This window comes from Gordonia sesuvii, assembly GCF_036350415.1.
GTDB classification, from domain to species: Bacteria; Actinomycetota; Actinomycetes; order Mycobacteriales; family Mycobacteriaceae; genus Gordonia; species Gordonia sesuvii.
This window is the reverse complement of sequence record NZ_JAZDUF010000002.1, coordinates 835,090-862,082: the sequence shown is the minus strand read 5'-3', so window position 1 is coordinate 862,082 and position 26,993 is coordinate 835,090. Positions and strand designations below refer to the sequence as shown.

General features: G+C 68.1%; 17 protein-coding genes and 2 tRNA genes. 7 read left to right on the top strand and 12 right to left on the bottom strand.

The genetic code is table 11. From position 1 onward, the window contains the following. The first annotated feature begins 5 nt into the window (after window positions 1-5). Complete coding sequence (locus VZC37_RS10635) at window positions 6-4,187, top strand: AAA domain-containing protein (protein ID WP_330432415.1); 4,182 nt, start codon at window positions 6-8, stop codon at window positions 4,185-4,187. 76 nt (window positions 4,188-4,263) lie between these two features. Here the strand turns inward: VZC37_RS10635 and VZC37_RS10630 are convergent, their stop codons facing one another. Further along, a complete protein-coding gene (locus VZC37_RS10630) occupies window positions 4,264-5,052 on the bottom strand; it encodes an SIR2 family NAD-dependent protein deacylase (RefSeq protein ID WP_330432414.1) in 789 nt (262 codons plus the stop codon). Continuing rightward, a complete protein-coding gene (locus tag VZC37_RS10625; RefSeq protein WP_330432413.1) occupies window positions 5,049-5,477 on the bottom strand; it encodes an HIT family protein in 429 nt (142 codons plus the stop codon). Before VZC37_RS10625 ends, VZC37_RS10630 begins: the two co-directional genes overlap by 4 nt. Before the next feature lie 507 nt (window positions 5,478-5,984). Here VZC37_RS10625 and VZC37_RS10620 point away from each other — a divergent pair. Together VZC37_RS10620 and acpS are read left to right on the top strand one after the other, a co-directional pair. Further along, complete coding sequence (locus VZC37_RS10620; RefSeq protein ID WP_330432412.1) at window positions 5,985-15,239, top strand: fatty acid synthase subunit beta domain-containing protein; 9,255 nt, start codon at window positions 5,985-5,987, stop codon at window positions 15,237-15,239. A gap of 20 nt (window positions 15,240-15,259) precedes the next feature. Continuing rightward, window positions 15,260-15,652 carry a holo-ACP synthase AcpS gene (gene acpS / locus VZC37_RS10615; RefSeq protein WP_330432523.1) on the top strand — a complete coding sequence of 131 codons (393 nt, stop codon included), beginning with the start codon at window positions 15,260-15,262 and terminating at the stop codon, window positions 15,650-15,652. Window positions 15,653-15,723: 71 nt separating this feature from the next. On the opposite strand, the gene VZC37_RS10610 is transcribed toward acpS, so the two are convergent. From VZC37_RS10610 to bcp, 3 genes are all read right to left on the bottom strand, one after another. After that, the gene (locus tag VZC37_RS10610; protein WP_330432411.1) at window positions 15,724-16,203 is read right to left on the bottom strand and encodes a hypothetical protein; all 480 of its coding nucleotides are present in this window, start codon (window positions 16,201-16,203) and stop codon (window positions 15,724-15,726) included. Window positions 16,204-16,798: 595 nt separating this feature from the next. Next, the gene (locus tag VZC37_RS10605; RefSeq protein ID WP_330432410.1) at window positions 16,799-17,431 is read right to left on the bottom strand and encodes a TetR/AcrR family transcriptional regulator; all 633 of its coding nucleotides are present in this window, start codon (window positions 17,429-17,431) and stop codon (window positions 16,799-16,801) included. Window positions 17,432-17,455: 24 nt separating this feature from the next. Next, window positions 17,456-17,929 carry a thioredoxin-dependent thiol peroxidase gene (gene bcp, locus VZC37_RS10600; protein ID WP_330432409.1) on the bottom strand — a complete coding sequence of 158 codons (474 nt, stop codon included), beginning with the start codon at window positions 17,927-17,929 and terminating at the stop codon, window positions 17,456-17,458. Window positions 17,930-18,073: 144 nt separating this feature from the next. Here bcp and VZC37_RS10595 point away from each other — a divergent pair, with 144 nt between their 5' ends. From VZC37_RS10595 to VZC37_RS10580, 4 genes are all read left to right on the top strand, one after another. Further along, complete coding sequence (locus VZC37_RS10595; protein WP_330432408.1) at window positions 18,074-18,295, top strand: DUF3618 domain-containing protein; 222 nt, start codon at window positions 18,074-18,076, stop codon at window positions 18,293-18,295. A gap of 98 nt (window positions 18,296-18,393) precedes the next feature. Next, a tRNA-Lys gene (locus VZC37_RS10590) sits at window positions 18,394-18,466 on the top strand. Window positions 18,467-18,651: 185 nt separating this feature from the next. Then, complete coding sequence (locus VZC37_RS10585) at window positions 18,652-19,869, top strand: L,D-transpeptidase (protein WP_330432407.1); 1,218 nt, start codon at window positions 18,652-18,654, stop codon at window positions 19,867-19,869. 106 nt (window positions 19,870-19,975) lie between these two features. Continuing rightward, window positions 19,976-21,118, top strand: coding sequence for an acyl-CoA dehydrogenase family protein (locus VZC37_RS10580; protein WP_330432406.1), 1,143 nt, complete (start codon window positions 19,976-19,978; stop codon window positions 21,116-21,118). 54 nt (window positions 21,119-21,172) lie between these two features. Here the strand turns inward: VZC37_RS10580 and VZC37_RS10575 are convergent, their stop codons facing one another. From VZC37_RS10575 to VZC37_RS10545, 7 genes are all read right to left on the bottom strand, one after another. Further along, entirely contained in the window at window positions 21,173-21,781 is a 609-nt protein-coding gene (locus VZC37_RS10575; RefSeq protein ID WP_431309374.1) for a DUF8020 domain-containing protein, read from the bottom strand. Between the two features lie 105 nt (window positions 21,782-21,886). Continuing rightward, a complete protein-coding gene (locus tag VZC37_RS10570; protein ID WP_330432405.1) occupies window positions 21,887-23,935 on the bottom strand; it encodes a neutral/alkaline ceramidase in 2,049 nt (682 codons plus the stop codon). A 55-nt stretch (window positions 23,936-23,990) separates the two neighbouring features. Further along, window positions 23,991-24,602: a TetR/AcrR family transcriptional regulator gene (locus VZC37_RS10565; protein WP_330432404.1), complete on the bottom strand. Its 612-nt coding sequence runs from the start codon at window positions 24,600-24,602 to the stop codon at window positions 23,991-23,993. 38 nt (window positions 24,603-24,640) lie between these two features. Further along, the gene (locus VZC37_RS10560; RefSeq protein WP_330432403.1) at window positions 24,641-26,116 is read right to left on the bottom strand and encodes a flavin monoamine oxidase family protein; all 1,476 of its coding nucleotides are present in this window, start codon (window positions 26,114-26,116) and stop codon (window positions 24,641-24,643) included. A gap of 163 nt (window positions 26,117-26,279) precedes the next feature. Next, a complete protein-coding gene (locus tag VZC37_RS10555; protein ID WP_330432402.1) occupies window positions 26,280-26,441 on the bottom strand; it encodes a hypothetical protein in 162 nt (53 codons plus the stop codon). Window positions 26,442-26,570: 129 nt separating this feature from the next. Beyond that, window positions 26,571-26,732 carry a hypothetical protein gene (locus VZC37_RS10550; RefSeq protein WP_330432401.1) on the bottom strand — a complete coding sequence of 54 codons (162 nt, stop codon included), beginning with the start codon at window positions 26,730-26,732 and terminating at the stop codon, window positions 26,571-26,573. 100 nt (window positions 26,733-26,832) lie between these two features. Continuing rightward, a tRNA-His gene (locus VZC37_RS10545) sits at window positions 26,833-26,905 on the bottom strand. Between the last annotated feature and the right edge of the window lie 88 nt (window positions 26,906-26,993).

The following is a 26,993-nucleotide window of genomic DNA, read 5'->3' as shown; positions in this document are numbered from 1 at the left end:
AACCGATGGCCGAGGAGACCGACACGTCGCAGCCGGACCAGGTCGTCCGGCTGATCGGTTACCTTCGCGAACTCGTCCGCTCCCGCTTCGACGTCGTCACCGACGTCGATGATCATCCCGGGGTGCTCTGGGTGGGGAAGTCCACCGGCGTTCCGGTACGGGCGGCGGCGGTTGCCGGGCAGACGGTCATGGAGCTCGGCCCGGGCGACGACGCGCACGCGGAGCTCGCACGATTGGTCAGCGAACTGCACGAGGATCCCGACGGCCTCGAGCTCGTCCTCGCCAACGCGATCGTCTCGGTGCACGACGCGACCGCGTCCTCCGGCGAACCGGCGCTCCGCCATGAACATCTCGTCACCCAGCAGGTCATTGCGGACCGCGACGACGAGACCGGCTCGATCCGGGTCGTCCTCGGGGCCGGGGCCGTACCCGTCGTGCACGACGCACCGCTGCTCGCCACGATCGACGGCGTCGACCTGTCCGGCACCCTCAAGGCGCGGGCGAAACTCGCGGAACTGTCCAGTCCGGTCGGACCGAAGATCGGTGAACTGATCGACGAATGGCTGGCCAGGCTCGAGGTGGACCGCGATCGCGTTTCGGTGTCGACCGACCTGCGTCCGGCGGTCGTACTCCGTCGACGCGGGGTCGCGGCCGTGCTCGACTTCTATGACGCGGTACTCGCGGAGCTGCGCGCCGAATCCGAGGATGTGCCGGTCGGTCTCGCTCAGCTCGTCGCGCCGATCGAGGCGCCCGACCGCGTCGCGGCGTTGGCGAAGACGGGCGCGAAGGCCCCCGACGAGCTCGTCCGAGACGCGTTGTACCCGTTGCCCGCCAACGTCGAACAACGCGATGTGCTCGCCCAACTCGGCCTCGACAGCGGGGTCGTCGTGGAAGGCCCACCGGGTACCGGCAAGACGCACACGATCGCCAACCTGACTGCTGCACTGCTGGCGCAGGGGCAGCGAGTGCTGGTCACCAGCGAGAAGGCGCATGCGCTGCATGTCCTGCGCGACATGCTGCCCCCGGAGCTGCGCGATCTCACCGTGTCGATCGCCGATGTGGGTACCGACGATTTCGAGGCGACGGTCTCGAGCGTCGAGGCGATCGCCGACCGGAGGTCTCGATATCAGCCCCGGGTGGTCGAGGCGGAGATCGCGGACGTGATCGGAAAACGCGACCAGGCGCTGCGCCGGCGTGAACGAGTCCTCCGCGAACTCTGGTCGGCGCGCGAGTCCGAGACCGAGGTGCACGAGTGGGTGGCCGGTGACTACCGCGGCACCGCGGCCGAAGTGGTACGCCAGTGCAAGGCCGACGAAGAACGGTACGGGTGGCTCCCGGGTCCCGTGGAGGGTGCGACGCCTCCGCTGGACGCCGGCGAGTTCGAACGGCTGAAGGCCCTGCTGGCGAGCGCCGTCGACTCCGAACCACGTCTGGGTCAACGACTTCCGGACCTGGCCACGCTCCTGCCCGCCCCGGCGGTGCTCGATGACATCTGCGCACGGATCGCCCAGCGGCCCACCGACCCCGAGGTCGGGACCGGCTCTCTGCTGTCGATCCTCGCCGATGTCGAGAGCGCACGGCTCGTCCGGATCAAGGAGGTGTGCGAGCGGCTCGCGGTGGCGGCCGGCGAGGTCTCGGGCTTTCCACCCGCGATCGTCGACATGGCGGATCGCCTGCTCGATGGTCAGGCCGCCCATCTGTGGTCGCGGGTCGTGGGTCTCTCGCCGGTGATCGCCGACGCGGCCGAACGTGATCGTGTGATCGGTGGCCACGTAGTCGACGTCGACGGAGCCGGGCCAGGCGACGACGCGGTGTTTGCCGAGGCGGCAGACCATCTGGCCGGCGGAGGGCGCTGGCGGAGCAGGCTGCTGCGGTCACCGCAGCAGCGGGCCGTCGAGGAATCCCGGGTCAACGCCACCGTGGACGGCCGGGCACCGACCGATGAGCAGGGGCTGCGTCTGGTCGCCGACCATCTCGCGGTCCTCGATGCCGTGGGCAAGGTGCAACGGGTGCTGGCGGACCTGCATGTCCCGGTGGACAACACGGGATCCCGATCGGCGCAGCTGAACTCGCTGGTCCGGCTCGACGGTCAGTTGGCATGGATCTCCGAACTCATGACCGGGCGCGATCAACTCGTCCGGGAACTCGAGGCGATCAGTCCCGGCGGTCCACGCCCGCGTAGCGTCGCCGACGTGTCGGCGGTGGCGCTGCAGGCGGGTGCGATCGCCGCGACCAACGACGCCGTGCTGGCCGAATACGAACTGGCCGACTGCGCCTACCGGCTCGCGGCCGAGGTGGAGCAGGGTCCGTCCCCCGAGGGTGACGCGCTGCTGTCGGCATTGGCCGGTGCCGACCCCGACACCATTCGCGACGCGCGCCGCGCCTGGAATGCCGCCCGGGACGAACTCGCCGACCAGACAGCGCTCGATCTGTTGACCCTGCGATTGCGCAGCAAGGCGCCCGAGCTCTACACGCTGTTCACCGAGACCGCGGATGATCGTTTGTGGCACAAGCGGTTACGGGATGTCGATGCTGCCTGGTCGTGGCGGCGCGCCCAAACCTGGGTCGAGGAGCGCAGCGATCCCGCACTCGAGGGCCGCCTGCAGTCCGAACTCGACGAACTCGAGGCCGACATCGGCGTCCTCACGGTCCGCCTCACGGCCGCCCGGGCATGGCGGGCCTGCCTCGAACGCATGACGGTCGCCGAGGTCCAGGCGTTGCAGTCCTACCGCGATCACATGATCAACCTCGGCAAAGGATCGGGCAAGTACGCCAACCGCTTTCGTGCTGCCGCCCGCGCCGCGATGGAGCAGGCGCAGGGAGCGGTACCCGCCTGGATCATGTCGATCAGCCAGGTCGCGGAGACCGTGACACCGCGCCGCGACGCGTTCGACGTCGTCATCGTCGACGAGGCGAGCCAAGCCGACATCACGAGTTCGTTCCTGCTGTGGTTGGCACCGCGTGTCATCGTCGTCGGCGACGACCGACAGTGCGCACCGACCGGCCTCACGGGGGCCACCCTCGACGACGCGTTCGCCAAACTCGACGCGCACCTGCCCGACCTCCCGAACTACCTCCGCGACGGACTCACGCCTCGGTCGAGTCTGTTCTCGTTGCTGCGTAGTCGATTCGGGCATCTCATCCGCCTGCGCGAACACTTCCGGTCGATGCCCGAGATCATCGAGTTCTCGTCGCGCCAGTTCTATTCGGGAGCGCCGCTGGTGCCGGTGCGGCAGTTCGGTGCCGACCGCCTCCCGCCGCTGCGTGCCGTGCACGTGTCGGACGGTGATGCGAGGGGACAGGGTCAGGGTCTGGTGAACGAGGCCGAGGCGATTGCGATCGCGGATGCGCTGTCGGCATGTCTGCGCGACCCGGCCTACGACGGTGCGGATTTCGGGGTGATCGCCCTGCAGGGCACCAAGCAGGTCGACGAGATCACACGACGACTCCGGGAGACGCTGACGGACCGGCAGTGGCGCGAGCGACGACTGCGGGTCGGCACGCCGCCGGACTTCCAGGGCGATGAGCGTCGGGTGATGTTCCTGTCGATGGTGGTGTCGGATTCCGCGGCCATCGCGCCGCTGACCCGTGCTGAGTCCCAGCGGCGGATCAATGTTGCCGCGTCGCGCGCGATGGATCAGATGTGGCTGTTCCACTCCATTGAGCTCGATGATCTCAAGACCAATGACCTGCGTCGGTCACTCGCCGCCTACGTGGAGTCCAATCAGGGAGCCACACTTCCGCCGATGCCCGGAGATGTCTCGGAAACCGAACGGCAGCAGCCATTCTCGAGTCTTTTCGAGCAGCGTGTGTTCAACCGCCTGGCGGAGCGCGGGTACCACGTGGTGCCCGCGATGACCGTCAACAACCGCACCATCGACCTCGTCGTCATCGGGGCGGATGCCCGTATGGCCGTGGAATGCGACGGCGACACGTTCCGGACCACCGGCGAACAGGCGCGATCGGACATGGAGCGTGAACGCGAACTCCGCAGGTGCGGATGGGAGTTCTGGCGTGTTCGCGAGTCGGAGTACGAACTGGACCCGGGACGCGCGCTCGCCGGACTGTGGGAGGCGCTGGATCGACGCGGAGTCAAGCCAGGGTCGGTGACCGGTCCGAAGGTCGTCGTCGGCGAGACCGCGGACGGTGGGGAATGGGCGCCCATCGACCTCACCGCCGGCGAGTGACGATGTTCATCCCCGGGTAACAGGCCGGCCGCCAGTGGTTTTCGGGTCTGAGAGTGCTACCGGGGAGGGTCGGTACTCAGCCCACGTGCTCGAGGAGTGCGGGAAGCCCGACCCCTGCCGACGCGCGGACGCTGTGGGTGACGAACCGGCTCAGCGCCGACGGCTCCGGATTGAACTCGATGACCGGCACGCCACGGTCGAGAGCCTGCTCGGGTAGCGCGGCGGCGGGATACACCACGCCGCTCGTACCCACCACGAGGACGACGTCGGCGAACGCGAACGCGTTCTCCGCGGCCTGCCACTCGCCCGCCGGCAATCCCTCGCCGAACCAGACGACACCCGGCCGCACCGGCGACAGGCAGATCGGACACGACGGGGGTTCCACGCGGAGCTCCTGCACCGCCCGCTCGGGGTCCGCGTCGGTGCCCTGATAGAGCCGACCGCAGTTGCTGCATCGAGGGGCGAACAGACTCCCGTGGAGGTGACTGACCGCCGTGCTGCCGGCTCGCTCGTGGAGATCGTCCACGTTCTGGGTGACGACGAACACGCCGCGGTCGCGTTCCAGACTTGCCAACGCCCGGTGGCCGGCGTTCGGTTCCGCGTCACAGACGAGTCGTGCACGCCACTGATACCAGGCCCAGACGAGACCCGGATCGTTGTCCCAGGCGGCGGGAGTTGCGATCTCGGTCGGGTCGAACCGCGCCCAGAGCCCGGTCTCGGTGTCCCGGAACGTCGCGATCCCGCTGTCCGCCGACATCCCCGCGCCGGTGAAGACGGTGATGACCTCGGCCCGACGGACCGCCTCGACCGCGGCCGCGGGAATGGCGATGTCGCCCTCGTGCCGGGGGACGGTGTCGTCGGTCATCGCGAGTCCTGTGCCAGTGCTGCTCGCAGGATCTCCGCCGTGTGGTCGGGGTCCGGGTCCCGCCGGACGACGAGTCCTTTGGCGAAACTCAACTTGTCACCGTCGTGCCGCGGCACCACATGGAGGTGAGTGTGGAACACCGACTGAAAGGCCGCGCGTCCGTCGTTGAGCACCAGATTGACGCCATCGGCCGCGATGTCGCCGCTCTTCATCGCGGCCGCGATTCGCTGGCCGGCGGCGAACAATCGCCCGCCCACCTCCGGGGCCAGGTCGGCGAGCCCGGACGAGTGATCGCGCGGGAGGACCAGGGTGTGGCCCCTGGTCACCGGACGGATGTCGAGAATCCCGATGACCGCGTCGTCGCGGTACACGGTGCGGGCGGGCGAGGACCCCTCGACGATGGCACAGAACACGCAGGACGGCATGACCACCGAGGGTACTTTCCGCGCCTGGCGAGGGCCGATCAGACGGCCCGTCGCGACGCCGCCACCAGGAGTGGAACACATCACATAACGATTGCATAACGGCCCGATCCAGGCGTCCTAACCGCCGATCGAGCGCTCGGGCGCCGCGCCTCAACTGCGCCGATGTCCGAGGGTCCCGAAAGCGTTTCGGTGAACACCTGTCCTACCGCCGGGGTTACCGGTGGGTATACCGACGGGTTCGATTTGAACATGAGGAAACCCTCATTTTCGTGTGTCATCATTGGGTCACGTTCACGCCGACGGTGACTCACGGATGAGTCCCGCGAGCCGCGAAAAGCAATGCGCGGCAGGTGTGTTCACCAGTGTGCCATTGACTGCTGCCCTGGACCTGACCAGGCCGACCGACGCCCGACGCGCGGATACATTCCGCGCTCCGCCGCCGACTACCAGCCCCCGAGATCCACGACCCGACACGCCCGCGAACGTGTCGAGACAAGAGGAGTGCACGTGACCGTCGACCAATACCGCTCCGGAGCACAGGGTGCCGCGCACTCGAACCGCCCCACCGCGCCATTGATCGATCGTCTCGCCGACGGCGAGCCGTATGCCATCAGCTTCGGCGGACAGGGCTCGCCGTGGCTGCCGACCCTGGCCGAACTGGTGGTCGACGCGGATCTCGAACACCGCATCGCGAAGATCGTCGCCGCCGCGGAACGCATCATCGACCCGGTCGCCGACCAGGTCACGATCGCGCTCGCCGACGGGTTCCACCCGTTGACCTGGGTGCGGGCTCATGACGCCGAAGAGGCCGTCCCCAGCGACGCCGAGCTCGCCGACTTCACCTTGTCGGGTCCGGGCGTCCTGTTGACCCAGCTCGCCGCCATCGAGGCGCTCAAGAAGCAGGGCCTCGACACCGCGGTCATCTCGCCCACGGCCGTGATCGGCCACTCGCAGGGAGCGATCGCCACCCACGCGATCGGCGCCGACGGCCAGGTCGCCGAATCAGGGCAGGGCCTGCTCCTGGCCATCGCGCAGCTCATCGGTGCCGCCGGCACCCTGATCGCCCGCCGGCGCGGGCTGGCGACCACCACCGACGGCACTCCGATGCTCGCGGTCTCGGGGGTCGCACCGGAACGCATCTCGGACATCCTCGTGGAGTACCGGGCAGGCCTCAGCGACACCGAACTCGCGTCGGCGCCGGTGCTGGCGATCAACAACGGGCGCCGGTCGGTCGCGTTGTCGGGTGCGCCGCGCCACCTCGCCGCGTTCGCGGCCTTCTGCGAGCGGATCGCCGCCGACGAGGCCGACGCGCGCAAGCGTAAGGTCACCGGTGGAGCACCGTTCGCCCCGAAGTTCGACGATCTCAATGTCAGTGTCGCGTTCCATCATCCGACGATGGTCGAGGCCGTCGACCTCGTCGCCCGTTGGGCGGAGGAGTGCGGGATCGACAGTGACACCGCTGTGACGCACGCGCGTGCGGTCCTGGTGGATCCGGTCGACTGGGTCGCGACCGTCGACGACGTCGTCGCGTCCGGCGCGACCTGGATCCTCGACTTCGGCCCGGGCGACCTGGCGACCCGCCTGAGCTCGGCGCTGGTCCGCGGCCAGGGCGTCGGCCTGGTGCCGGCCGCGCTGCGCGTCGGACAGCGAAACCTCTTCAGTCCCGGCGGTATCCCCGAGATCGCCCGGCCGTGGCATCAGTTCGCGCCGCAGCTGATCGCACTGCCGAACGGGCAGACCGCGGTGGACACTGCCTTCACCCGACTCACCGGCCGTTCGCCGATGCTGCTCGCGGGTATGACCCCGACGACCGTCGACCCGGCGATCGTCGCGGCCGCCGCCAACGCCGGCCACTGGGCCGAGCTCGCCGGCGGCGGGCAGGTCACCGAACAGATCTTCGCCGACAACGTCGCGCGCCTCACCGACATGCTCGACGACGGCCGACAGGCGCAGTTCAACGCGCTGTTCCTGGACCCGTATCTGTGGAAGCTGCAACTCGGCGGTAAACGTCTCGTGCAGAAGGCGCGCGCCCAGGGCGCCCCGATCGACGGCGTGGTGGTGTCGGCGGGCATCCCCGAACTCGAGGACGCCGTCGCCCTCGTCGACGAGTTCGTCGAGGCCGGACTGCATTACGTCGCGTTCAAGCCTGGTACCGTCGAGCAGATCCGCGCGGTCGTGCGCATCGCGGCCGAGGTCCCGCATCACCCCGTGATCGTCCAGATCGAGGGCGGGCGCGCCGGCGGCCACCACTCGTGGGAGGACCTCGACGACCTGCTGCTGGCCACCTACGGTGAGCTGCGGGCCCGCGACAACGTCGTCATCTGTGTCGGCGGCGGGATCGGCACCCCGGAACGTGCCAGTGAGTACCTGACCGGCACCTGGTCGGCGGCCTATGGCTACCCGGCCATGCCGCTGGACGGCATCCTGGTCGGCACCGCCGCGATGGCCACCAAGGAGGCCACCACCGCACCCGAGGTCAAGCAGCTGCTCGTCGACACCGTCGGGTGCGACGACTGGATCGGTGCAGGTCACGCCACCGCCGGAATGGCATCCGGGCGTAGCCAACTCGGCGCCGACATCCACGAGATCGACAACACCGCATCGCGCTGCGGCCGACTGCTCGACGAGGTCGCCGGCGACGCGGACGCCGTCGCCGAGCGCCGCGACGAGATCATCGCCGCGATGGAGGGCACCGCCAAGCCGTACTTCGGCGACATCGCCGGGATGACCTACCGGGAATGGCTCGACCGTTATGCCACCCTCGCCGTCGGCGACGGACGCTCCGATCAGATCCCGTGGGCCGACATCACCTGGCAGCAGCGGTTCGTCGACATGCTGCAACGCACCGAGGCCCGCATGAACCCGGCCGACTCGGGTGAGATCCCGACCATGTTCGCCGAACTGGGGTCGACCCACGACCCGCACTCGGCCATCGACGCCATCGGCAGCGTCTACCCGCAGATCGAGACCGATGTGCTGCACCCGGCCGACGTGGCGTTCTTCCTCGAGCTGTGCCGGATCCCCGGCAAGCCCGTCAACTTCGTGCCGGTCATCGACAAGGACGTGCGCCGCTGGTGGCGCAGCGACTCCCTGTGGCAGGCCCACGACGCCCGCTACCCGGCCGACGCCGTGTGCGTGATCCCGGGTCCCGTCGCGGTTTCCGGCATCACCCGGGTCGACGAGCCGGTCGGCGACCTGCTCGACCGCTTCGAGGCCCAGGTGGTGACCGACCTGCACAACACCGGCGTCGAGGCCCTGGCGGTGGATTCCCGCAAGCGTGTGGGTCTCGTCGGCGACGAGGGCGCGATCGTCGCGGTCCTCGAGGCCGAGGACGTGGAATGGGCAGGACGGATGGTGTCGAGCCCGATCGCTCTGCTCGGCGACGTCGACTGCTGGGAGGTCGTCGATCTCGGCCGTGCAGAGCACGAGCCGACCGGCTCGGTCCTCGAACGCATCGCGGGTGCGCCCGAACAACTCGACGGCTCACGTTTCGACCTCATCACCCCGATCTCCGGTTCCTCGGTGCGTATTCCGCTGCACATCGATGCCACGATCCTCGACGGCGGCAGCCCTCGGGTCGGCATCGATGAGGCGTCGACCGCGATGACCGAGATCCTCACGGTGGCCGCCGGCGGCGCCCTCGCCGAGGTGACCGACAAGGTCTCCACCACGACGGTGGCGTGGGATCCCGACAGCGTCGCCGACCACGCGGCGGTCACCGGCTACACCATGCCGGCCCACCTGCGTCCGACGACCCCGACCGCACCGTTTGGCTTCGCGGTTCCCGATACGCTCGTCGGTGCATCCTGGCCGAGTGTGTTCAGCGTCATCGGCGCTGCCCGCACCGAGCACGGCCGGCCCGTCGTCGAGGGGCTGCTGGATCTGGTCCATCTCGATCACGCGATCCACATCGTCGGCGAGATTCCCGCCGACGCCACCGAACTGACGGTGACCGCCCGTTGCGGCGCGGTGACCGACACCGAGGTCGGCCGGGTCGTCGAGGTGAGCGTGGACATCGCGGGACCGACCGGACCGGTCGCGACCCTGGCCGAGCGGTTCGCCATCCGCGGACGACTCGGTGCGGCGGAGCTCTCCGATCCCGCCCGGGCCGGCGGCGCCGCCGACGACGAGACGTCGGCGACCCGAAAGCTGCTGCGCCAGGCCACGATCACCGCGCCGAGCCGAATGACCGGCTTTGCCGCGGTGTCGGGCGACCGCAACCCCATCCACACCGATGCCGCCGCAGCGAAACTCGCCGGTCTCGGTGAGCCGATCGTGCACGGGATGTGGCTGTCGGCAGCCGCACAGCAGGTGGTCACGGCCACCGACGGCAAGCAGCCGATTCCGTCGCCCCGTCCGCTGGTCGGCTGGACCGCGCGGTACCTGGGCATGGTGCGGACCGGCGACGAGATCACCGTGCGGGTGGATCGTGTCGGGCTGGACGCGGGCCGCGAGATCGTCGAGGTCAGCGCCAAGGTCGGCGACGACCTCGTGATGAGCGCGACCGGTCTGCTGGCCGCGCCGCGTACCGTGTACGCGTTCCCCGGGCAGGGCATCCAGAGCAAGGGCATGGGTCTCGACGCCCGTTCGCGATCGAAGGCCGCCCGCAAGGTGTGGGACCGCGCCGACAAGCACACCCGTGCAGCCCTCGGCTTCTCCATCCTCGCGGTGGTTCGCGACAACCCGACCACGCTGGTGGCGAACGGGACCACCTACAACCACCCGGACGGCGTCCTCTACCTGACGCAGTTCACCCAGGTTGCGATGGCCACGTTGGGCGTCGCCCAGATCGCCGAGCTCAAGGAGTCCGGCGGATTCGTCGAAAACGCCATCACCTGCGGGCACTCGGTCGGTGAGTACAACGCGCTCGCCGCCTGCGCAGGCGTGCTCCCGCTGGAAGCAGTCCTCGAGGTCGTGTTCCAGCGTGGCGAGGCCATGCATCACCTGGTGCCGCGAGACGAGTTGGGCCGCAGCGACTACCGGATGGCCGCCATCCGCCCGAGCCAGTTCGGTCTCGCCGACGCCGACGTCACCGACTTCGTCGCCGACGTGGCTGCCTCGGTGGGAGAGTTCCTCGAGGTCGTCAACCTCAACCTGCTCGGCTCCCAGTACGCCATCGCCGGAACGGTCCGCGGCCTCGAGCACCTCGAAGACGAGATCGAGCGTCGCCGACTGGAGTTCGGCGGGAAGCGGTCGTTCATCCTGGTCCCCGGTATCGACGTCCCGTTCCACTCCAGCGTGCTGCGCGCCGGTGTGCCGGAGTTCCGGTCGAAGCTCGAGGACCTGCTGCCCGAGCACTTCGATCCGGCGATCCTCGTCGGCCACTACATCCCGAACCTGGTGCCGCGGTTGTTCAACCTCGGACGCCCGTTCGTCGAGGAGATCGCCGCGCTGGTCCCGTCCGATCCGCTGGATGCGGTTCTCGCCGACTGGGATTCGTGGGCGGCCAAGCCGAGCGACCTGGCCCGTGTCATCCTCATCGAGCTCCTGGCCTGGCAGTTCGCCAGCCCGGTGCGCTGGATCGAGACCCAGGAACTGCTCTTCGCCGGCCCGGAGCGTGGCGGACTGGGAGTGCAGCGGTTCGTCGAGATCGGCCTCAAGGGCGCCCCGACGCTCGCCGGTCTGGCATCCAACACGCTCAAGCTCGACGACTACTCCGCGGCGACCACCGAGGTGGCCAACGTGGAGCGCGACTCCGACCTGATCCTGGCCAAGGACTCGGGCCCCGAGCCCGAGGACGACGTCGACGAGGTCGCGGCCGAGGCTCCGGCCGACGCCGAGGCGCCTGCCGCCGCCGCACCGGCCGCACCGGCCCCGGCACCCGCCGCCGCGGCCGGCCCGCGTCCGGACGACATCGCCTTCGGTCCGGCCGACGCGGTGAAGTCCGTCATCGCCCTGTGGACCAAGATGCGCACCGACCAGATCGGCTCGGCCGACACCATCGAAGCGCTGTGTGACGGTGTGTCGTCGCGTCGCAACCAGTTGCTGCTCGACATCGGTGGCGAACTGGGCCTCGGTGCGATCGACGGTGCCGCGGAGGCGGATATGACCGCCCTGTCGTCCACCGTCGACACCCTCGCCCGCGGATACAAGCCCCTCGGCCCGGTCCTGACCGACGCCGTGGGCGACCAGATCCGCAAGGTGCTCGGCCCGGTCGGCAAGCGTCAGTCCTACATCACCGATCGCGTCTCGAACGTCTGGCAGCTGGGCCCGGGCTGGGGCCTGCACACCACGGTCGCCGTCGCACTCGGTACCCGCGACGGTGCCAGCGTGCGCGGTGAGGATCTCGGCAACCTGCTCGACGGTCCGCTCACCAACGCCGACTCGCTCGACGCCTTGATCGACCGCGCGGTGACGACCGTGGGTGCCGCGCGCGGCATCTCGGTCGCCAAGCCGGCCGCCGAGGGCGGAGGCGGTGCGACCGTCGACGCGGCGGCGCTCGGTGAGTTCACCGAACAGATCACCGGACGGTCCGGGGCACTGGCCTCGGCGGCCTACACCGTGCTCGCCAAACTCGGCCTGGCCGATGAGGTGTCGACCGCGGAGATCGTCGAGGACCCGAATGCGGTGGTGGCCGAGCGGGTCAGCGCCGAGCTCGGCTCGGATTGGGCGCGCACGGTCGCACCCGCATTCGACGTCGCGAAGGTCGTCCTGGTGGACGATCGGTGGGCCACCAGCCGCGAGGACCTGGTCCGGCTGTGGCTGGCCGACGAGCACGACCTCGACACCGACTTCGACAGTGTCGTCGGCCGTTTCGACGGCGCCGGTCGCACCGTCGCGCAGCACGCCACGTGGTGGCAGGGCAAGGCGCTGGCAAACGGAAACGCTGTGCACGCGAGGACCTTCGCGGCGATCGCCGAGGCGGCCGAGAAGCCGGCTGCGGGCGAGTACGCCGACGACATCGCGGTCGTGACGGGTGCCGGCAAGGGATCGATCGCCGCTTCGGTGATCGGCGGCCTGCTGGCCGGTGGCGCGACCGTCATCGCCACCACCTCACGGCTCGACGATGCGAAGCTCGCGTTCTACAAGAAGCTCTACCGGGAGAACGCGCGGTTCGACGCCGCTCTCTGGGTGGCACCGGCCAACATGGCGTCGTACACAGACGTCGACGATCTCGTCGAATGGATCGGCGCCGAGCAGACCGAGAACCTGGGTGGCACGACGTCGGTGATCAAGCCGGCGATGAAGCCCACCCTGCTGTTCCCGTTCGCGGCGCCGCGCGTCGCCGGTGACCTCACCGATTCCGGTGGCCGGGCCGAGCTGGAGATGAAGGTCCTGCTGTGGTCGGTCGAGCGGATGATCGCCGGACTCGGCGAGATCCACGCCGATCACGACATCGCCGCCCGCGTCCACGTGGTTCTGCCCGGGTCGCCCAACCGCGGCATGTTCGGCGGCGACGGGGCCTACGGCGAGAGCAAGGCCGCACTCGATGCGCTCGTGACCCGCTGGGCCGCAGAGGAATCCTGGAGCACCAAGATCACCCTCGCCCACGCCCTGATCGGCTGGGTGCGGGGCACCGGACTGATGGGCCACAACGACGGCATGGTCGACGCCGTCGAGGCGGCCGGGGTCCGGACCTGGAGCACCGAGGAGATGGCCGGCAACCTGCTCGGCCTGTGCAGCCCGGAACACCGGAGCAGCGCACGCAGTGCGGCCATCGTCGCCGACTTCACCGGCGGGCTCGACCCGTCCGTCGACCTCAAGGCGCTCGCCTCTGCGGCTGCGGATTCCGCGGTCGCCGAGGACGAGGAGTCCGAGACACCAGACGTGGCAACGGTGTCGGCGCTGCCCGCGCCGGCCCGCGCGCCGCAGGGGATGACCCCGCAGTGGCCGTCGATCGACGCGCGTCCGGAGGACCTCGTCGTCATCGTCGGCGCCGGTGAACTCGGGCCGTACGGCTCGGCGCGCACCCGCTTCGAGATGGAGGTCGACGAGAAGCTCTCCGCCGCAGGCGTCGTCGAGCTGGCCTGGAACACCGGCCTGATCCACTGGGACACGGCACCGAAGCCCGGTTGGTACGACACCGAGACCGGAGACCCGGTGCCGGAGAGCGAGATCGCCGAGCGCTACCACGACGAGGTCGTCTCCCGCTGCGGTATCCGCCGCTACGCCGACGACGGCGCCATGGTGGACAACACCTCGCCGCTGCTGACGTCGGTCTTCCTCGACGAGGACCTCACCTTCACGGTGAGCTCCGAGACCGAGGCCCGCGCATTCGCCTCGGCGAACCCGGAGAAGACCCGCGTCGCCGAGAACGCGGAGACCGGTGACTGGCAGGTCACCCGACTGGCCGGCACGGAGATCCGTGTGCCACGGCAGTTCTCGCTCACGCGGACCGTCGGCGGGCAGATCCCGACCGGATTCGACCCGACCCGCTGGGGTGTGACCCCGGACATGGCCGAGTCGATCGACCGGGTGGCCCTGTGGAACCTGGTCGCGACCGTCGATGCGTTCCTCTCGTCGGGCTTCACCCCGTCGGAACTGATGCGGTGGGTGCACCCCGGTCTGGTGGCCAACACGCAGGGCACCGGCATGGGCGGCATGACCTCGATGCGCGAGCTGTACATCAACACACTGCTCGGCGAGTCGAAGGCCAACGACATCCTGCAGGAGGCGTTGCCGAACATCGTCGCCGCGCACGTCGTGCAGTCCTACGTCGGCAGCTACGGTGCGATGATCCACCCGGTCGCCGCGTGCGCCACAGCCGCGGTGTCGGTCGAGGAGGGGGTCGACAAGATCCGGCTCGGCAAGGCGATGTTCGCCGTCGCCGGCGGTTTCGACGACCTCGGTATCGAAGGCATCGTCGGATTCGGCGACATGTCCGCCACCGCGGACTCGGCCAAGATGGCCGAACGCGGCATCGACGAACGCCGGTTCTCCCGGGCGAACGATCGTCGCCGGGGCGGATTCGTCGAATCCGCCGGTGGCGGAACGATTCTGCTCGCCCGTGGTGATGTGGCCGCACAGATGGGCCTGCCGGTCCTCGGCGTGGTCGCGTGGGCGCAGAGCTTCGGTGACGGCGTCCACACCTCGATCCCGGCCCCCGGGCTCGGCGCATTGGGCGCGGCGCGGGGCAACGATGCCTCGCCGCTGGCTCTCTCGCTGAGTGCGCTGGGAGTCACCGCCGACGACGTCGCGGTGATCTCCAAGCACGACACGTCCACGCGGGCCAACGATCCCAACGAATCCGAGCTGCACGAGCGGATCGCGTCGGCCATCGGCCGGGGCGACGGTGCACCGCTGTTCGTGGTGTCGCAGAAGACGCTGACCGGTCACGCCAAGGGCGGCGCCGCCGCCTTCCAGCTGATCGGGCTGTGCCAGCTGCTCCGTGACGGCGTGATCCCGCCGAACCGCAGCCTGGACTGCGTGGACGAGCAGATGCGTGAGTACCCGCACCTGGTGTGGCCGCGGGAAACCCTGCACCTCGGTGAGCGGTTCCCGCTCAAGGCGGGTCTGCTGACCAGTCTCGGCTTCGGCCACGTGTCCGGTCTGATCGCCGTGGTCCACCCGGAGGCATTCGTGGCCACGCTGGACGCCGAGCAGGCCGCGCAGTACCGGCGGGTGTCCGCCGAGCGCGCTCGCAAGGGCAATCACCGTCTGCTGGAGGCGATGTGCGGTGTGGAGCCGGCTTACCGGCGCCCGGCCAACCGTCGCTTCGACGAGGCCGTCGACGAGCACGATGCCGAGGCCGGCCTGCTGCTCGATCCGGCGGTCCGGTTGGCCGCCGACGGCAGCTACGGCCGCGCAGGCGAGGCGGTGTGACCGCCGGGGCAGACGCGGCGATGAGCGTTCTGGGTGTGGGCATCGACATCGTGTCGATCCCCGAGTTCGGCGAGCAGTTGCGCCAGCCCGGCACGACGTTCGCGGATCGGTTCACGGTCCGCGAACGTCGCGACGCCGCCGCCGGGACCGGTGACGAGGCCCGTCACCTCGCCGCTCGCTGGGCCGCCAAGGAAGCCGTCGTCAAGGCATGGTCGGTGAGCCGGTTCTCTCGTCAGCCGCTGCTGCCGCTGATCCGGCACAGCGACATCGAGGTGGTCACCGACAACTGGGGTCGTCCGGCCATCCGGCTGGGCGGCGAGATCGGGGAACTCCTCGCCGACACCCGCGTCCACATCTCGTTGACCCACGACGGCGACACCGCTGCCGCCGTCGCGATCCTCGAAGGCGTCTGACAACTTCTCGCACCTCCATCGGTCGTTCGCGCGCGCAGCTACGTGCGCGAACGACCGATGGACGCGCTTCGTCATGCAGCCAACAGGTGGAACCGGATCAGCCATTCTCGAGCCTGGCCTGCGACGACCCGGTTCTCGAGGTCTTTCCAGGTCCACCGGATCACCATGACGTCCATCCGCCTGAGGGCGTCCTCACGTGTCTTCTCCCGCTTCATGGCCTGGAAAGGCGTCTCCCCGGGACGTAGATGCTTCCCGTACTTGACATCACCGTCGAACTCGGCGACCAACAGCCCCGCCCAGTCGAAGTCGGTGCGAGCGACGAACCGGCCGTCCTCGTCGTAGAACTCGTGCTGAAGCCGTGGGATCGGAAGTCCCGCTTCGATGAGCTGAGCCCTCACCCAGGATTCGCCCGGGTTCTCGGCGCCGCTGTCTGCGTGGTGAAGTGCCCGTCGTGCGTGACCGACACCGTGCCGTCGGCCGTGCAGCATGGCGCGCATCACATCGCGATCCGCGCCGAGCCGCAACGCGGAGTCGAACACGGCCAAACGCACCGGCGAATCCCATTCGGGAGGTGCAGGCTACATCTACCGCGGTGCGTTCGAGAGATGTCACCACCACGCCATCGACGATGACGACGTCGGTCTCCTCGAGGGGTCCTGTGTGCTCGTGTCTCGCCGAGCTGCGGTGGGCGCCATACGACTTCCCGGTGGTGGTGTGTACCCGCCGAAGGTTCGGTCTGAGCATGGCGAGCCCGTGGAGCGTGGCTGCGCTCTGGTGGCTGAGGGTGATCGTGGAGTCCGACAGCTTGCTCGCGGCGATGGCAGTCAGCCGATGGAACTGCTCAGGTGTGCGTTCGGCCGGGTATACCGCAGCCCCGCGCCCGACGGGGATCAGCTCACCGCGTCGGCGTGCTCTCGTCAGGTCGGTGTCGGAGAAGCCGGCGTCGAGCGCAGTCGTGCGGAAGACGAGGCCGTGCTCGTCGGTGGGGAAGGTGGTCATGCATCTTTGGACGCACGGAAGGCCGACGTGGTGCCGCCTGCGTGTGCTCGCGCGTCGATCTTGTGTTCGCGCGCGCAGCTGCGCGCGCGAGTGAACGGTGGGCGCGCGAAAACGCGAGCCGCACCCGCGTGAAGGCGCGAACGGCCCTCAGTCCTCGGCCGTCGTCTCCTCGAGCAGCAGATAGCCGGCGAGCATCCGTTTCAGCTCGTCGACCGACTGGTCGTGGTCGTGGCCGTCCTGCACCGAGAAGCTGAGTACCGAATAGGCGGTGTGCACCAGCACCTGCGACATCATCTCGCGGCGGGTGCGCTGGGTCGGGGTCAGCGGCGCCAGGATCTTCGCGACCTGGTCGGCCAGCACCCGTTCGTTCTCCGAGGCAGTTGCACGGGTCGCGGGAGTCGACTGCACGGCCAGCCAGACCGCCCGGCGCGACGGATCGTCGCGCCACAGCGCGGCGAGGTGGTCGAGGAACTTCTCGAGTAGATGGGGCCATTCCAGCGACGGGATCTCCGAGGCGAACGCGGCGAGTTCCTCGCGCACCCCGACGGTGTCCTGACGGTCGAGTTCGCAGACGATGACGTACTTGTTCGCGAAGTACTGATAGAGCGTGCCGATCGGCACCTCCGCCCGCGACGCGATCTCCTCGCATGTCAGGGATTCGAAGCCGACCTCGGTGAGTAGGTCACGCGCGGCGGCCAGCATCGCGGAGAACTTCTTCTTGCTGCGTTCCTGGGTCGGCCGCTTACGCGGGACGAGGGGCTCGGCGAGCGGCGTGGACATCGTCGTCGGACCTGCTGGTGACACTCACACCGACAGGTCGCGGCGGAGCTTGGCGACGTGGCCGGTGGCACGGACGTTGTACTGCGCGGCGGCGATCTTTCCGTCCTCGTCGACGAGGAATGTCGACCGGATCACCCCGGTGACCGTCTTCCCGTACATCTTCTTCTCCCCGAACGCCCCCCACTCGGTGAGCACCTGCTTGTCCGGGTCGGACAGCAACGGGAAGGTGAGGCCCTCGTTCTCCACGAACTTCGCGAGCTTCGCCGGCTTGTCCGGGGAGATGCCGACGACATCGATTCCGGCGTCGTTGAGCTCGGCGAGATTGTCGCGGAAGTCACACGCCTGCTTCGTGCAGCCGGGCGTCGACGCCGCGGGGTAGAAGTAGACGATGACCTTCCGGCCGGCGTAGTCGGCCAGCGATACCGGGTTGTCTGCGGCGTCGCTGAGGGTGAAGGTGGGGGCGGGGTCTCCGACGGACAGCCGCGTGGGTGCTGGCATACACGTCAGGCTAGTCGATTGACTCACGGGACCCGAGTGCGTGGGCCGACATGCCGTACGCTCGGAAGGTCGCGTCACGCTGTCGTTGCACACGTCGAGACACTCTGTCGTCATGTATGTCGTCAAAGCGCTGGGAGGAACCACGTGTCCGGGGATACCGAACGGATCGAGCAGGAGATCGCGCAGGCGCGAGAGGACCTCGCCAAGACCCTCGACACGCTGGCCGAACGAACCAGCCCACAGCGGTTGGCGGCAGACGCGAAGGGCAAGGCCGTCGCCACCCTGAGCAAGCCGGCGGTCAAGTACGCGCTGGCCGGTGTCGGGGCCGTGGTGGTTGCGCTGGTGGTGCGAAAAGTCCTGCAGTAACGGCCACGATCGCGACCACGTACGCGTGCGATGATCGCCGGTCGGGGCGATTTCACTTCTGTCGTCCGGACATGTAAGGTTCCTTCTCGCACCGACAAGCGCCATTAGCTCAATTGGCAGAGCAGCTGACTCTTAATCAGCGGGTTCGGGGTTCGAGTCCCTGATGGCGCACAGGATTCCGACAAGACGCCCCACGGCAAGTGGGGCGTCTTTCGTGTTCGGTCGGGTGTCCGACCGACTCGGACAATCCGGTCGCGAGATGTCTCGTACACTTGTGGCCAGCCGTGCGTAACAGGGGGAGGCTCCTCGACGACATCGCATGGTGTGTTCGTTCGGCGTTTCCAGGATGGAGGATCATGCGGATCGGTCGTACCCGCGCAGGCGCTCGTTCGCCGCTCGCGATCATCGGCATTCTCGTCGCAGTAGTCGCCATGGTGTCGGCCTGTTCGCAGGAGCCCACCTACTCGTCGAATGTCAGTAGTTCCAACCTCTTCGACGACATGCTGCGGCCCGGCATGGTCACCGAGGTCGGCAACATGCCCCTCAACGACCAGACCATCGGCGTGCAGCCGGGCGCCCCGATCAAGGTCGCGGCGACCGAGGGGTCGATCACCGGGGTCCGGATCGACAAGTCGGACGGCAAGCCGGTCAAGGGTGTTCTGTCCGAGGACGGTACGACCTGGACCAGCGCCGAGCCGCTCGGATACAACCGCACCTACACGTTGCAGGCCGACGCCGTGGGCATCGGTGGGCGGACCACCAAGCGCGTGTCGTTCACCACGCAGGCACCGAACAATCTGACGCTCGCCTACCTGACGCCCTCCCCGGGCGAGACCGTGGGCGTCGCACAGCCCGTCGCCATCAAGTTCGACGAGCCGATCCCGAACCGTCGGGCCGCGCAGGACGCCATCCGGGTCACCACCGATCCGCCGGTCGAGGGCGCGTTCTACTGGATCAGCGACTCCGAGGTCCGCTGGCGCCCCAAGGATTACTGGCAGACGGGCACCAAGGTCGACGTCGCGGTCAACACCTACGGCATCGACCTCGGCGACGGCCTCTTCGGCCAGGAGAACTCGAAGACCAACTTCACCATCGGCCGGTCGATGGTCATCACCGCCGACAACAACACCAAGCAGGTCACGTTCAACCGCGACGGCAACGTGATCCGGTCCATGCCGACGTCGATGGGCAAGCCCGGCCACGACACGCCCAACGGCGTGTACCTGGTGTCGGACAAGCACGAGCACATCATCATGGACTCGTCGACCTACGGGGTGCCGATCAACGCCGCCGAGGGTTACCGCACCCCGGTCGACTACGCGACCCGGATGTCCTACAGCGGCATCTTCTTCCACTCGGCTCCCTGGTCGGTGTGGGCGCAGGGCAACACCAACACCAGCCACGGCTGCCTGAACCTCAGCCCGAACGACGCGCTGTGGGTCATGCAGAACACGCTCCGAGGCGACCCGGTCATCGTGAAGAACACCGCCGGTGAGACGTTGTCCGGCGTCGACGGGCTCGGCGACTGGAACATCTCCTGGCAGGAATGGTCGAAGGGCAACGCCGACGCCTGATCCCGCGACCTGCGGTGGTACCGACCGCAGGCGCTCGCATCCAGACGTTGACATCAGCCACTGTTACGATCGTCGGTGAAATGAACGCCGACCGTAAGGGTGCCAGATGACCGACCGCTCCTCGTGGGAAACCGACGACCTGACCGCACTGCGCGATCTCGCCCGCAGCTTCTGCGAGAAGGAGATCAAGCCGAACATCGAGAAGTTCATCGAGCAGCATCATGTCGACCGCGACCTGTGGAACAAGGCCGGTGACCTCGGTCTGCTGTGTATGTCGATCCCGGAGGAGTACGGCGGGGGTGGCGGTAGCTTCGCGCACGAAGCCGTCTTGATCGAGGAGCAGGCGCGTATCGCCGACTCGTCGTGGGGAGCGAGCCTGCACAACGGCATCGTCGCCCACTACCTCCTCGAGTACGGCTCCGAGGAGCAGAAGCAGAGATGGCTACCCAAGATGGCAAGCGGGGAAGCGGTCGGGGCGATCGCGATGACCGAGCCGGGAACCGGGTCGGATCTGCAGAACGTCAAGACCAAGGCGATTCGCGACGGCGACGATTATGTCATCGACGGCGCCAAGACCTTCATCACCAACGGTGGGCAGGCCGACCTGATCATCGTCGTCGCCAAGACGGACGTCGGCGAGGGCGCCAAGGGGATCTCACTGATCCTGGTCGAGGGCGACCGCGACGGCTTCCGGCGCGGACGAGTCCTCGACAAGGTGGGGCAGCGCGGCCAGGACACCTCCGAACTGTTCTTCGACGGTGTCCGGGTGCCCACCTCGAATCTTCTCGGCGCCGAAGAGGGCCAGGGATTCATCCAGCTGATGCAGCAACTGCCGCAGGAACGCCTGATCATCGCCGTCGCGTCGGTCGCCGGGATGGAGACGGCGGTGGCCCAGACCATCGAGTACACCAAGGACCGCACGGCATTCGGGCGACCGATCTTCGGCTTCCAGAACACCAAGTTCAAGCTGGCCGAGGCCGCCACCGAGACCAGGATCGCGCGCGTCTTCGTCGACGACTGCATCGTCAAGCATCTCGACGGCGCACTGGACATCCCCACCGTCGCGATGGCGAAGTGGTGGACCAGCGATCGTGCGATGGTCGTCGCCGACGAATGCCTGCAGCTGTTCGGCGGCTATGGCTACATGAACGAGTACCCGATCGCGCGGATGTGGGCGGACAACCGGGTGCAGAAGATCTATGCGGGTACGAACGAGATCATGAAGGAGATCATCGCGCGCTCGCTGTGATTCGACGGCAGACGGGTCGGAGTCCGCGGATCGAGGACTCCGACCCGTCCCGTATCACGGGGTGTTGATCCAGTTCAGGATTGCCTGGCCGGCCCGGGGATCGCCGTTGTTGATCCCGACGACGGCTCCGATCGCAGCGCCGACACCGGCGCCCCAGATGCAGCCCACGATCACCAGGCAGCCGACGATCAGTCCGACGATCGCACCGACCGCGGTGGCGACCCCGCCGCCACGGTTCCATCCGTTGTTGATGTGCCAGATCATCCGGTTCCAGGCGCGGTCCTTCTGAGCGGACGCGGGGTGCATGCCTGCGGCGATCGCGGCCCGCATCTCCGGGCTGATCATCGGCGTCAGCGTCGCGGTCGAGCGATCGGCACTCACCTCGGCGCGCAGCGGCACCTGGACCCCGTTGAGGGGGATGGACAACCCGACGCTGTCGATGGTCCGGCCGTTGTCGTCGATGACGGTCAGGGCGTTCGCGTCGCGGGCGACGAAGGACGCGTTCTGCAGCACGGACGTGATGCTCGTACCGCCGGGTGACGTCGAGGTCAGGTGAGACGGTGCGGTCGACACCGGCGCTCCGTGCGCGGTTGCGGTCGACACGGTGAGGAGCGCGGTGACGACACCGGCGAGCGTCAAGAGAGTGAGCCTGAGCAGCTTCATCGTTCTTCGTTCCGATCTTCGAGTTGCGTTCTCAGCAGGGACAATCCCGTCTGACCTTATCGTCGCCGGGTGTTGTGGTGGTTGCGGCCGTGAGAATTACAGCGATCAGCCGACGGCGAAGGCGGGGGACACCCCGACGATCGCACGGACGGCCCCATCTGCCGCGCGGCTGTCGCCCAGATAGCGGATACGGAAGCGTCCGGAGGTTCGTTCCGGAATCGTCCACTCGATGCGGATCACGGACGCGTCGCCCTGGTCCGGTGGGCGCCGCCAATGCAGGACGGTCTCCCAGTCGTTGTCGTCGGCGACGGTTTCCCATCCGGTGGGCGTTCGGCGTTGCACTTCGAGATACGTACCACCGGTCCGGAAGTCATTGTTGGGATGCGCCCCGACGAACTCGACTGCCGCCACCTGACCTGCCCGGTAGCGGGCGCGGGGCGCCGACAGCACGTCGCCGTAGGTGTATCCGGCGAGTGGCCGGTCCGCGGGGACGGGCGGCAGCAGGTCGGGCTGGAACCCCGACTTGTCCAGTGGCGCCGGGCCTCGCCCCGGCGCCGACCCCTTCGCCATCGCCGATGCGAGGGCGTGGAACTCCTGCATGTATGCGGAGAGGGTCCAGCGACCGAACATCGTCGCGCCGCCCTCGTACTGCTGTGAGTCGTACTCCTCCGGCGTTGTCACGTACTGGGTGAACGCGTTCGAATATCCCTGTACCAGAACGCTCTCCGGGTCCACTCGAAGAGCATCGGCCACCACCGTCCGCAGCCGCAGTCCCGCGACGATGGTGACCTCCGCGGGGACGGCGACCAGAACGAGCTCGCCGATCCGCAGCACCTGCAGTGGGACGACGTGGGGTATCCACGGCGAGGGCGGCAACAGCCCCAACGGAAAGGCGATCAGCTTGGGTGCCTGCATGTCTCGCATCCATGGCGAGACCGGGGGATGACGATCACCGCCGAGCGCGGTGACGACCGGATTGGTGGTGCCCTCCTGGAGGAATCCGAGTTGCGAGCGCCAGTTGTCCTCGGTGCTGGTCGCTGCGGCGGCGGCACCCATCATCGCCGGCGTCGTCGCGGCCGGGCGGCCTTCCGGTGTGTAGTCCCCGTCGATGCGTACCGACGACATGTCGACGTAGCGCACCACCGAGTCCACGCCGCCACGCGTCATCGGACGCGCACGGTCGTATGCTGCCCGGCCGGCCCGGTATTGGCGCTCGCCGATGATCTCGCAGTTGGTTGTGTTGTCCGCGGTCGGCCCGCCCGGATGCATCTTGACCAGGTTGAGGTTGGGCGTCATGTCGCCGCTGTTGGTCTGTGGGAATGCCGCGACGAACCCGGGTGCGGTGCGCTCCCAGCGATAGCTCGCGTAGCCCTTGTTGTCACCCGCGATGAGCTTGTTGCGGTCGGTCAGCGAGGTGCCGTGCGTCGGGAACCACGTGATCGCCCCGACGTCTGTACCGCCCTGGCGGAACCGCAACACGGTGACCGACGGGTCGATCGAGGTGGGAAAGTGTCGACGGTCGGATGCCGGGTTGAGATCGAAGGCGGGCTGCGAACGGTTGCGGCTGGCGTCGTGCAGTTCGCCGCGGCCGATCGAGATCGTTCCCGGAGCGAGGTTCTCGTGGGCACGGACGATGGCGGTGTAGATGCCGTCGACCTCGGCATCATAGGAGTTCTTCTTGAATCCGTAGGCCGCGAGAGTGTATGCGAAGTCCCAGGCGGTACCCCCGCATGACGCGTGCGTGTGGGTAGCGTTGAGATTGACGTTGCGCTCGGTGTACAGCCCGCCGAACCGTTGACGAAGCCTCGGCATCACGCCCATGTGGTGCGACTGGAACAGACAGGCGACGTCGCTGGTGACGAACACGACCCGCTCACCGGTCGCGCGGTCGACGACGATGTACGCGCGTGCCCAACACCGTTGCAGCAGACCGGCCGCCACCTGCTCGGCATCGGAATAGCCCATCATGCCTTGACCTGCGATCGCGCCGGTCATGTCGGCACGACCACACCCGACGAGATAGTCGCCCGATGCCGGTGGCGCGGTGCCATCCGGCGTCGCACTCGCCGTCGGTTGACCGGCGACGAGTGCGACGCCGCCCCCGACGGCCGTCGCCGCTGCTCCGGTGAGCAGGTGTCTGCGTGATACCCCCATGGTTTGTCCCCCTGATCGTGAGGCGACAACGTCGTCGCAGATGAAATGGTGTCCGCTATCTCCGGACGACGTGGCCGAGCAACAAGGTGACCGTGGCGTCGGCGATCCGGTCGCAGATCGCGCGGTCGCGAGTGTTGAGGTAGGCCAACGTGATCCCGTCGGTCGCAGCCACGACGAGGGGCGCCAGCTCCTCGGTCGGGCGAGTCCACTCGACTTCTGCCTGGGCCGCGGCCAGGGCGAGTCCGTCCGCGATGGCGGCGTAGTAGCGGTGGTACATGTCCGCGCCCAGCCAGGCGAGCCCGGTGGTCTGGCGCGCGTACTGGTTGAGCGAGATCATCGCCTGCTCCCGCTCGGGATTGGCGACGACGCCGTCGATATAGCCGAACAGACTTTCTCGCAACATGACCCGGACACCGTCGAATCCACCCACCAGATCCTCGGCTGCGGCGGTCAAGGCTTCGGCGATCACGGAGATCTCGTTGTCCGTGCCCCGCTGGACCAGCGCTGCGAGCAGTTCGTCGCGCGAGGCGAAGACGTAGTGGAACGTCGACAGGGTCATGTCCGCCTCGGCGCTGATCGCCCGCGTGGTCGCCGCATCCACACCACCGCGGGCGATCACGCGGAATGCCGCGTCGAGCAACAGGTCTCGGCGCTTCTCGACCGGCATCCGGGCCATCATCGTTCCTCTGTTCGGTTCGAGCAGGTTCAGCGCAGGGCGCCGAGCACTTCGCGTGCCGCGCGTTTGCCGGAGCGGACGGCGCCGTCCATGTACCCGGTCCAGTAGTCGGCGGTCTCGGTGCCGGCCCAGTGGATCGGGCCGACCGGTGCCCGCAGGGCGGGACCGTACTTGGTCAGGGTGCCCGGCGAGGATACGGCCACCGGGCCGCCCTGCGCCCAGGGATCGAGGTCCCACTTGTAGATGCCGTAGTCGATGAAATCTCGGGCCTCGGGTCCGAAGTAGTCGACGAAGTTGCCGATGCACTCGCGCACGATCTGCGATTCCGGTGCCGGGTCGAGCCGTCGCATCGCATCGGCGGAGATGAATCCCATCAGGATGTGTCGATCCTCGGCGTAGCTCTCGAAGGTGACGTCGATCGGACGGCCGTTGCCGTACACCTGGCCCGACAGCCCCTTCTCCCGCCAGAACGGCCGACGGTAGAGCGCGGCGAACTTGCTGACCGCGCCCATGTGGTACCCGTTGGTGAGCCCGACACGGGCGGCCGGGAGGCCGGGTGCGTAGCGAATCCGATCACTGATCGCCGGCGACATCGCGACGATGACCTTGCGGGCCCGGAAAGTGCCCGCCCCGCTGACAACCTCGGCACGGCCCCGCGACCAGCTGATCGACCGTACCGGCGCGTTGTAGACCATCCGGTTGCCGAGGGCGCGGGCCATTCGGATGGGAATGAGGGCTGCGCCGCCCTCGAACAGGCTCTCCTGGGCCCCGTCGTCGGTGCTCAGGAGGCGGATGAGGGTGCCGGGATTGTTCTCGTCGCCGGACGCCGCGATGTAGTTGAGGAAGTAGAGCGCAGACACCTCATCGGGCCGGACGGAGAGCGGTGCGGACATCGCGACCTGCATCAGTGCCTGTCCGGTGGGCGTGGATGTGATCTGACGGCTGTACTGCCCCCAGGTCAGCGAGTCCAGGTATCGCGCGTTCGGGTGCTTCCAGGGTTCGCCGACGGGGAACCCCGCGAGCGCGTCGATCGAGGCCCGGCCCAGACCTACTCCGGCCTCGAGGGTTTCGGCCTGAAGGGGTAGTGGCACGGCAGCGGGCATGCGGGTGCCGTTGCCGCTGTTCCAGAACACGCTGTCGCCCTGGTTGTAAGTGGGAATGGTGCGGACGTCGTACTCGCGGGCCAGGGCCGCGATGTGATTCTGTGTCGGCCCGATGAACTCGGCGCCGGCGTCGAGGGTGGCGCCGAGTCGGGGTGACTTGATGTTGTGCACGCGTCCGCCGGGCCGGTTGCGGGCCTCGAGCACCAGCACCGACGCCCCCGATTCGACGAGAGTCTTCGCGGCGGCCAGTCCGGACAGACCTCCACCTACGACGACGGCATCGACCGTGTCGCCCGGAGCTGCGCTTGCGCGGCCACCGCCGAAGGTGGCCGCGCCGACCGCGGTGCCCGCCGCGGCGAGCCCGGTCCCGAGGAACAGACGACGCGAGAAGTCTTGTGTCATGGAGGCTTTCCGTCCTGCCGTGGACCGTTGGGTCCGGGGTGATGCGGGGGACGCTATCGACCCATTGTTTAGGTCGTTTGACCTGAAGTAACGGCATGGTAACAGGTCATGTGGTGTGTGTCCCATGATCGAGTGCTACACGCCCGGATCACATCACCCGGCGTCAGGTGTGGGCGGCGATGATGGACTCGGCCTCGCTCGCATCGACGTCCATCGCGATCAGTGCGGCGTTGTTGGCCCTCCGGATGGAATAACGCCCGTTGTTCTTCGTTGCCGCGACGTGCAGCCCGGCCTTCTTGGCAGCGTGGTTCAGGTTTTCGAGCATGCCGGGATGGTACGGCATGGACGCAGTTGTCTCATTCTGAGTGGCGGGCTGCACCCGTGGCCGCTGCGCTAACCAACGTCAACACGAAATTCGTTGGAGTGAAGCGGGTTTCGAAGCCGAGAAGGCTTCTCACTTGTGCTTCTTGATGAGTTTCTCGACCTCGTCGGCGTCGACGTTCTTCGCGATCAGTTTTCCGTTCTTGGCCTTGCGGACCGAGAACAGGCCGGACTTCTTGGCGGCGGCGACGTGTAGGCCGGCCTTCTTGGCTGATTTGTTGAGGTCCTCGAGCATGCCGGAATGGTACTGAGCAAAGGTGAACAATCGGTTCATCGCCTCGAAGGGCATATCGACCAGAACGGCCCTCCGCATGCACGCGGAGGGCCGTTGTCGGGGTGGATGACGGGACTCGAACCCGCGACAGCCAGGATCACAACCTGGTGCTCTACCAACTGAACTACATCCACCATCGGCGTCCGTCACCCAGGGTTTCTCACCGGGTCCCAGAGCCAGGGACTAACTCTAGCGGGTGAAGGCGTCCGAACTCCAATCGGT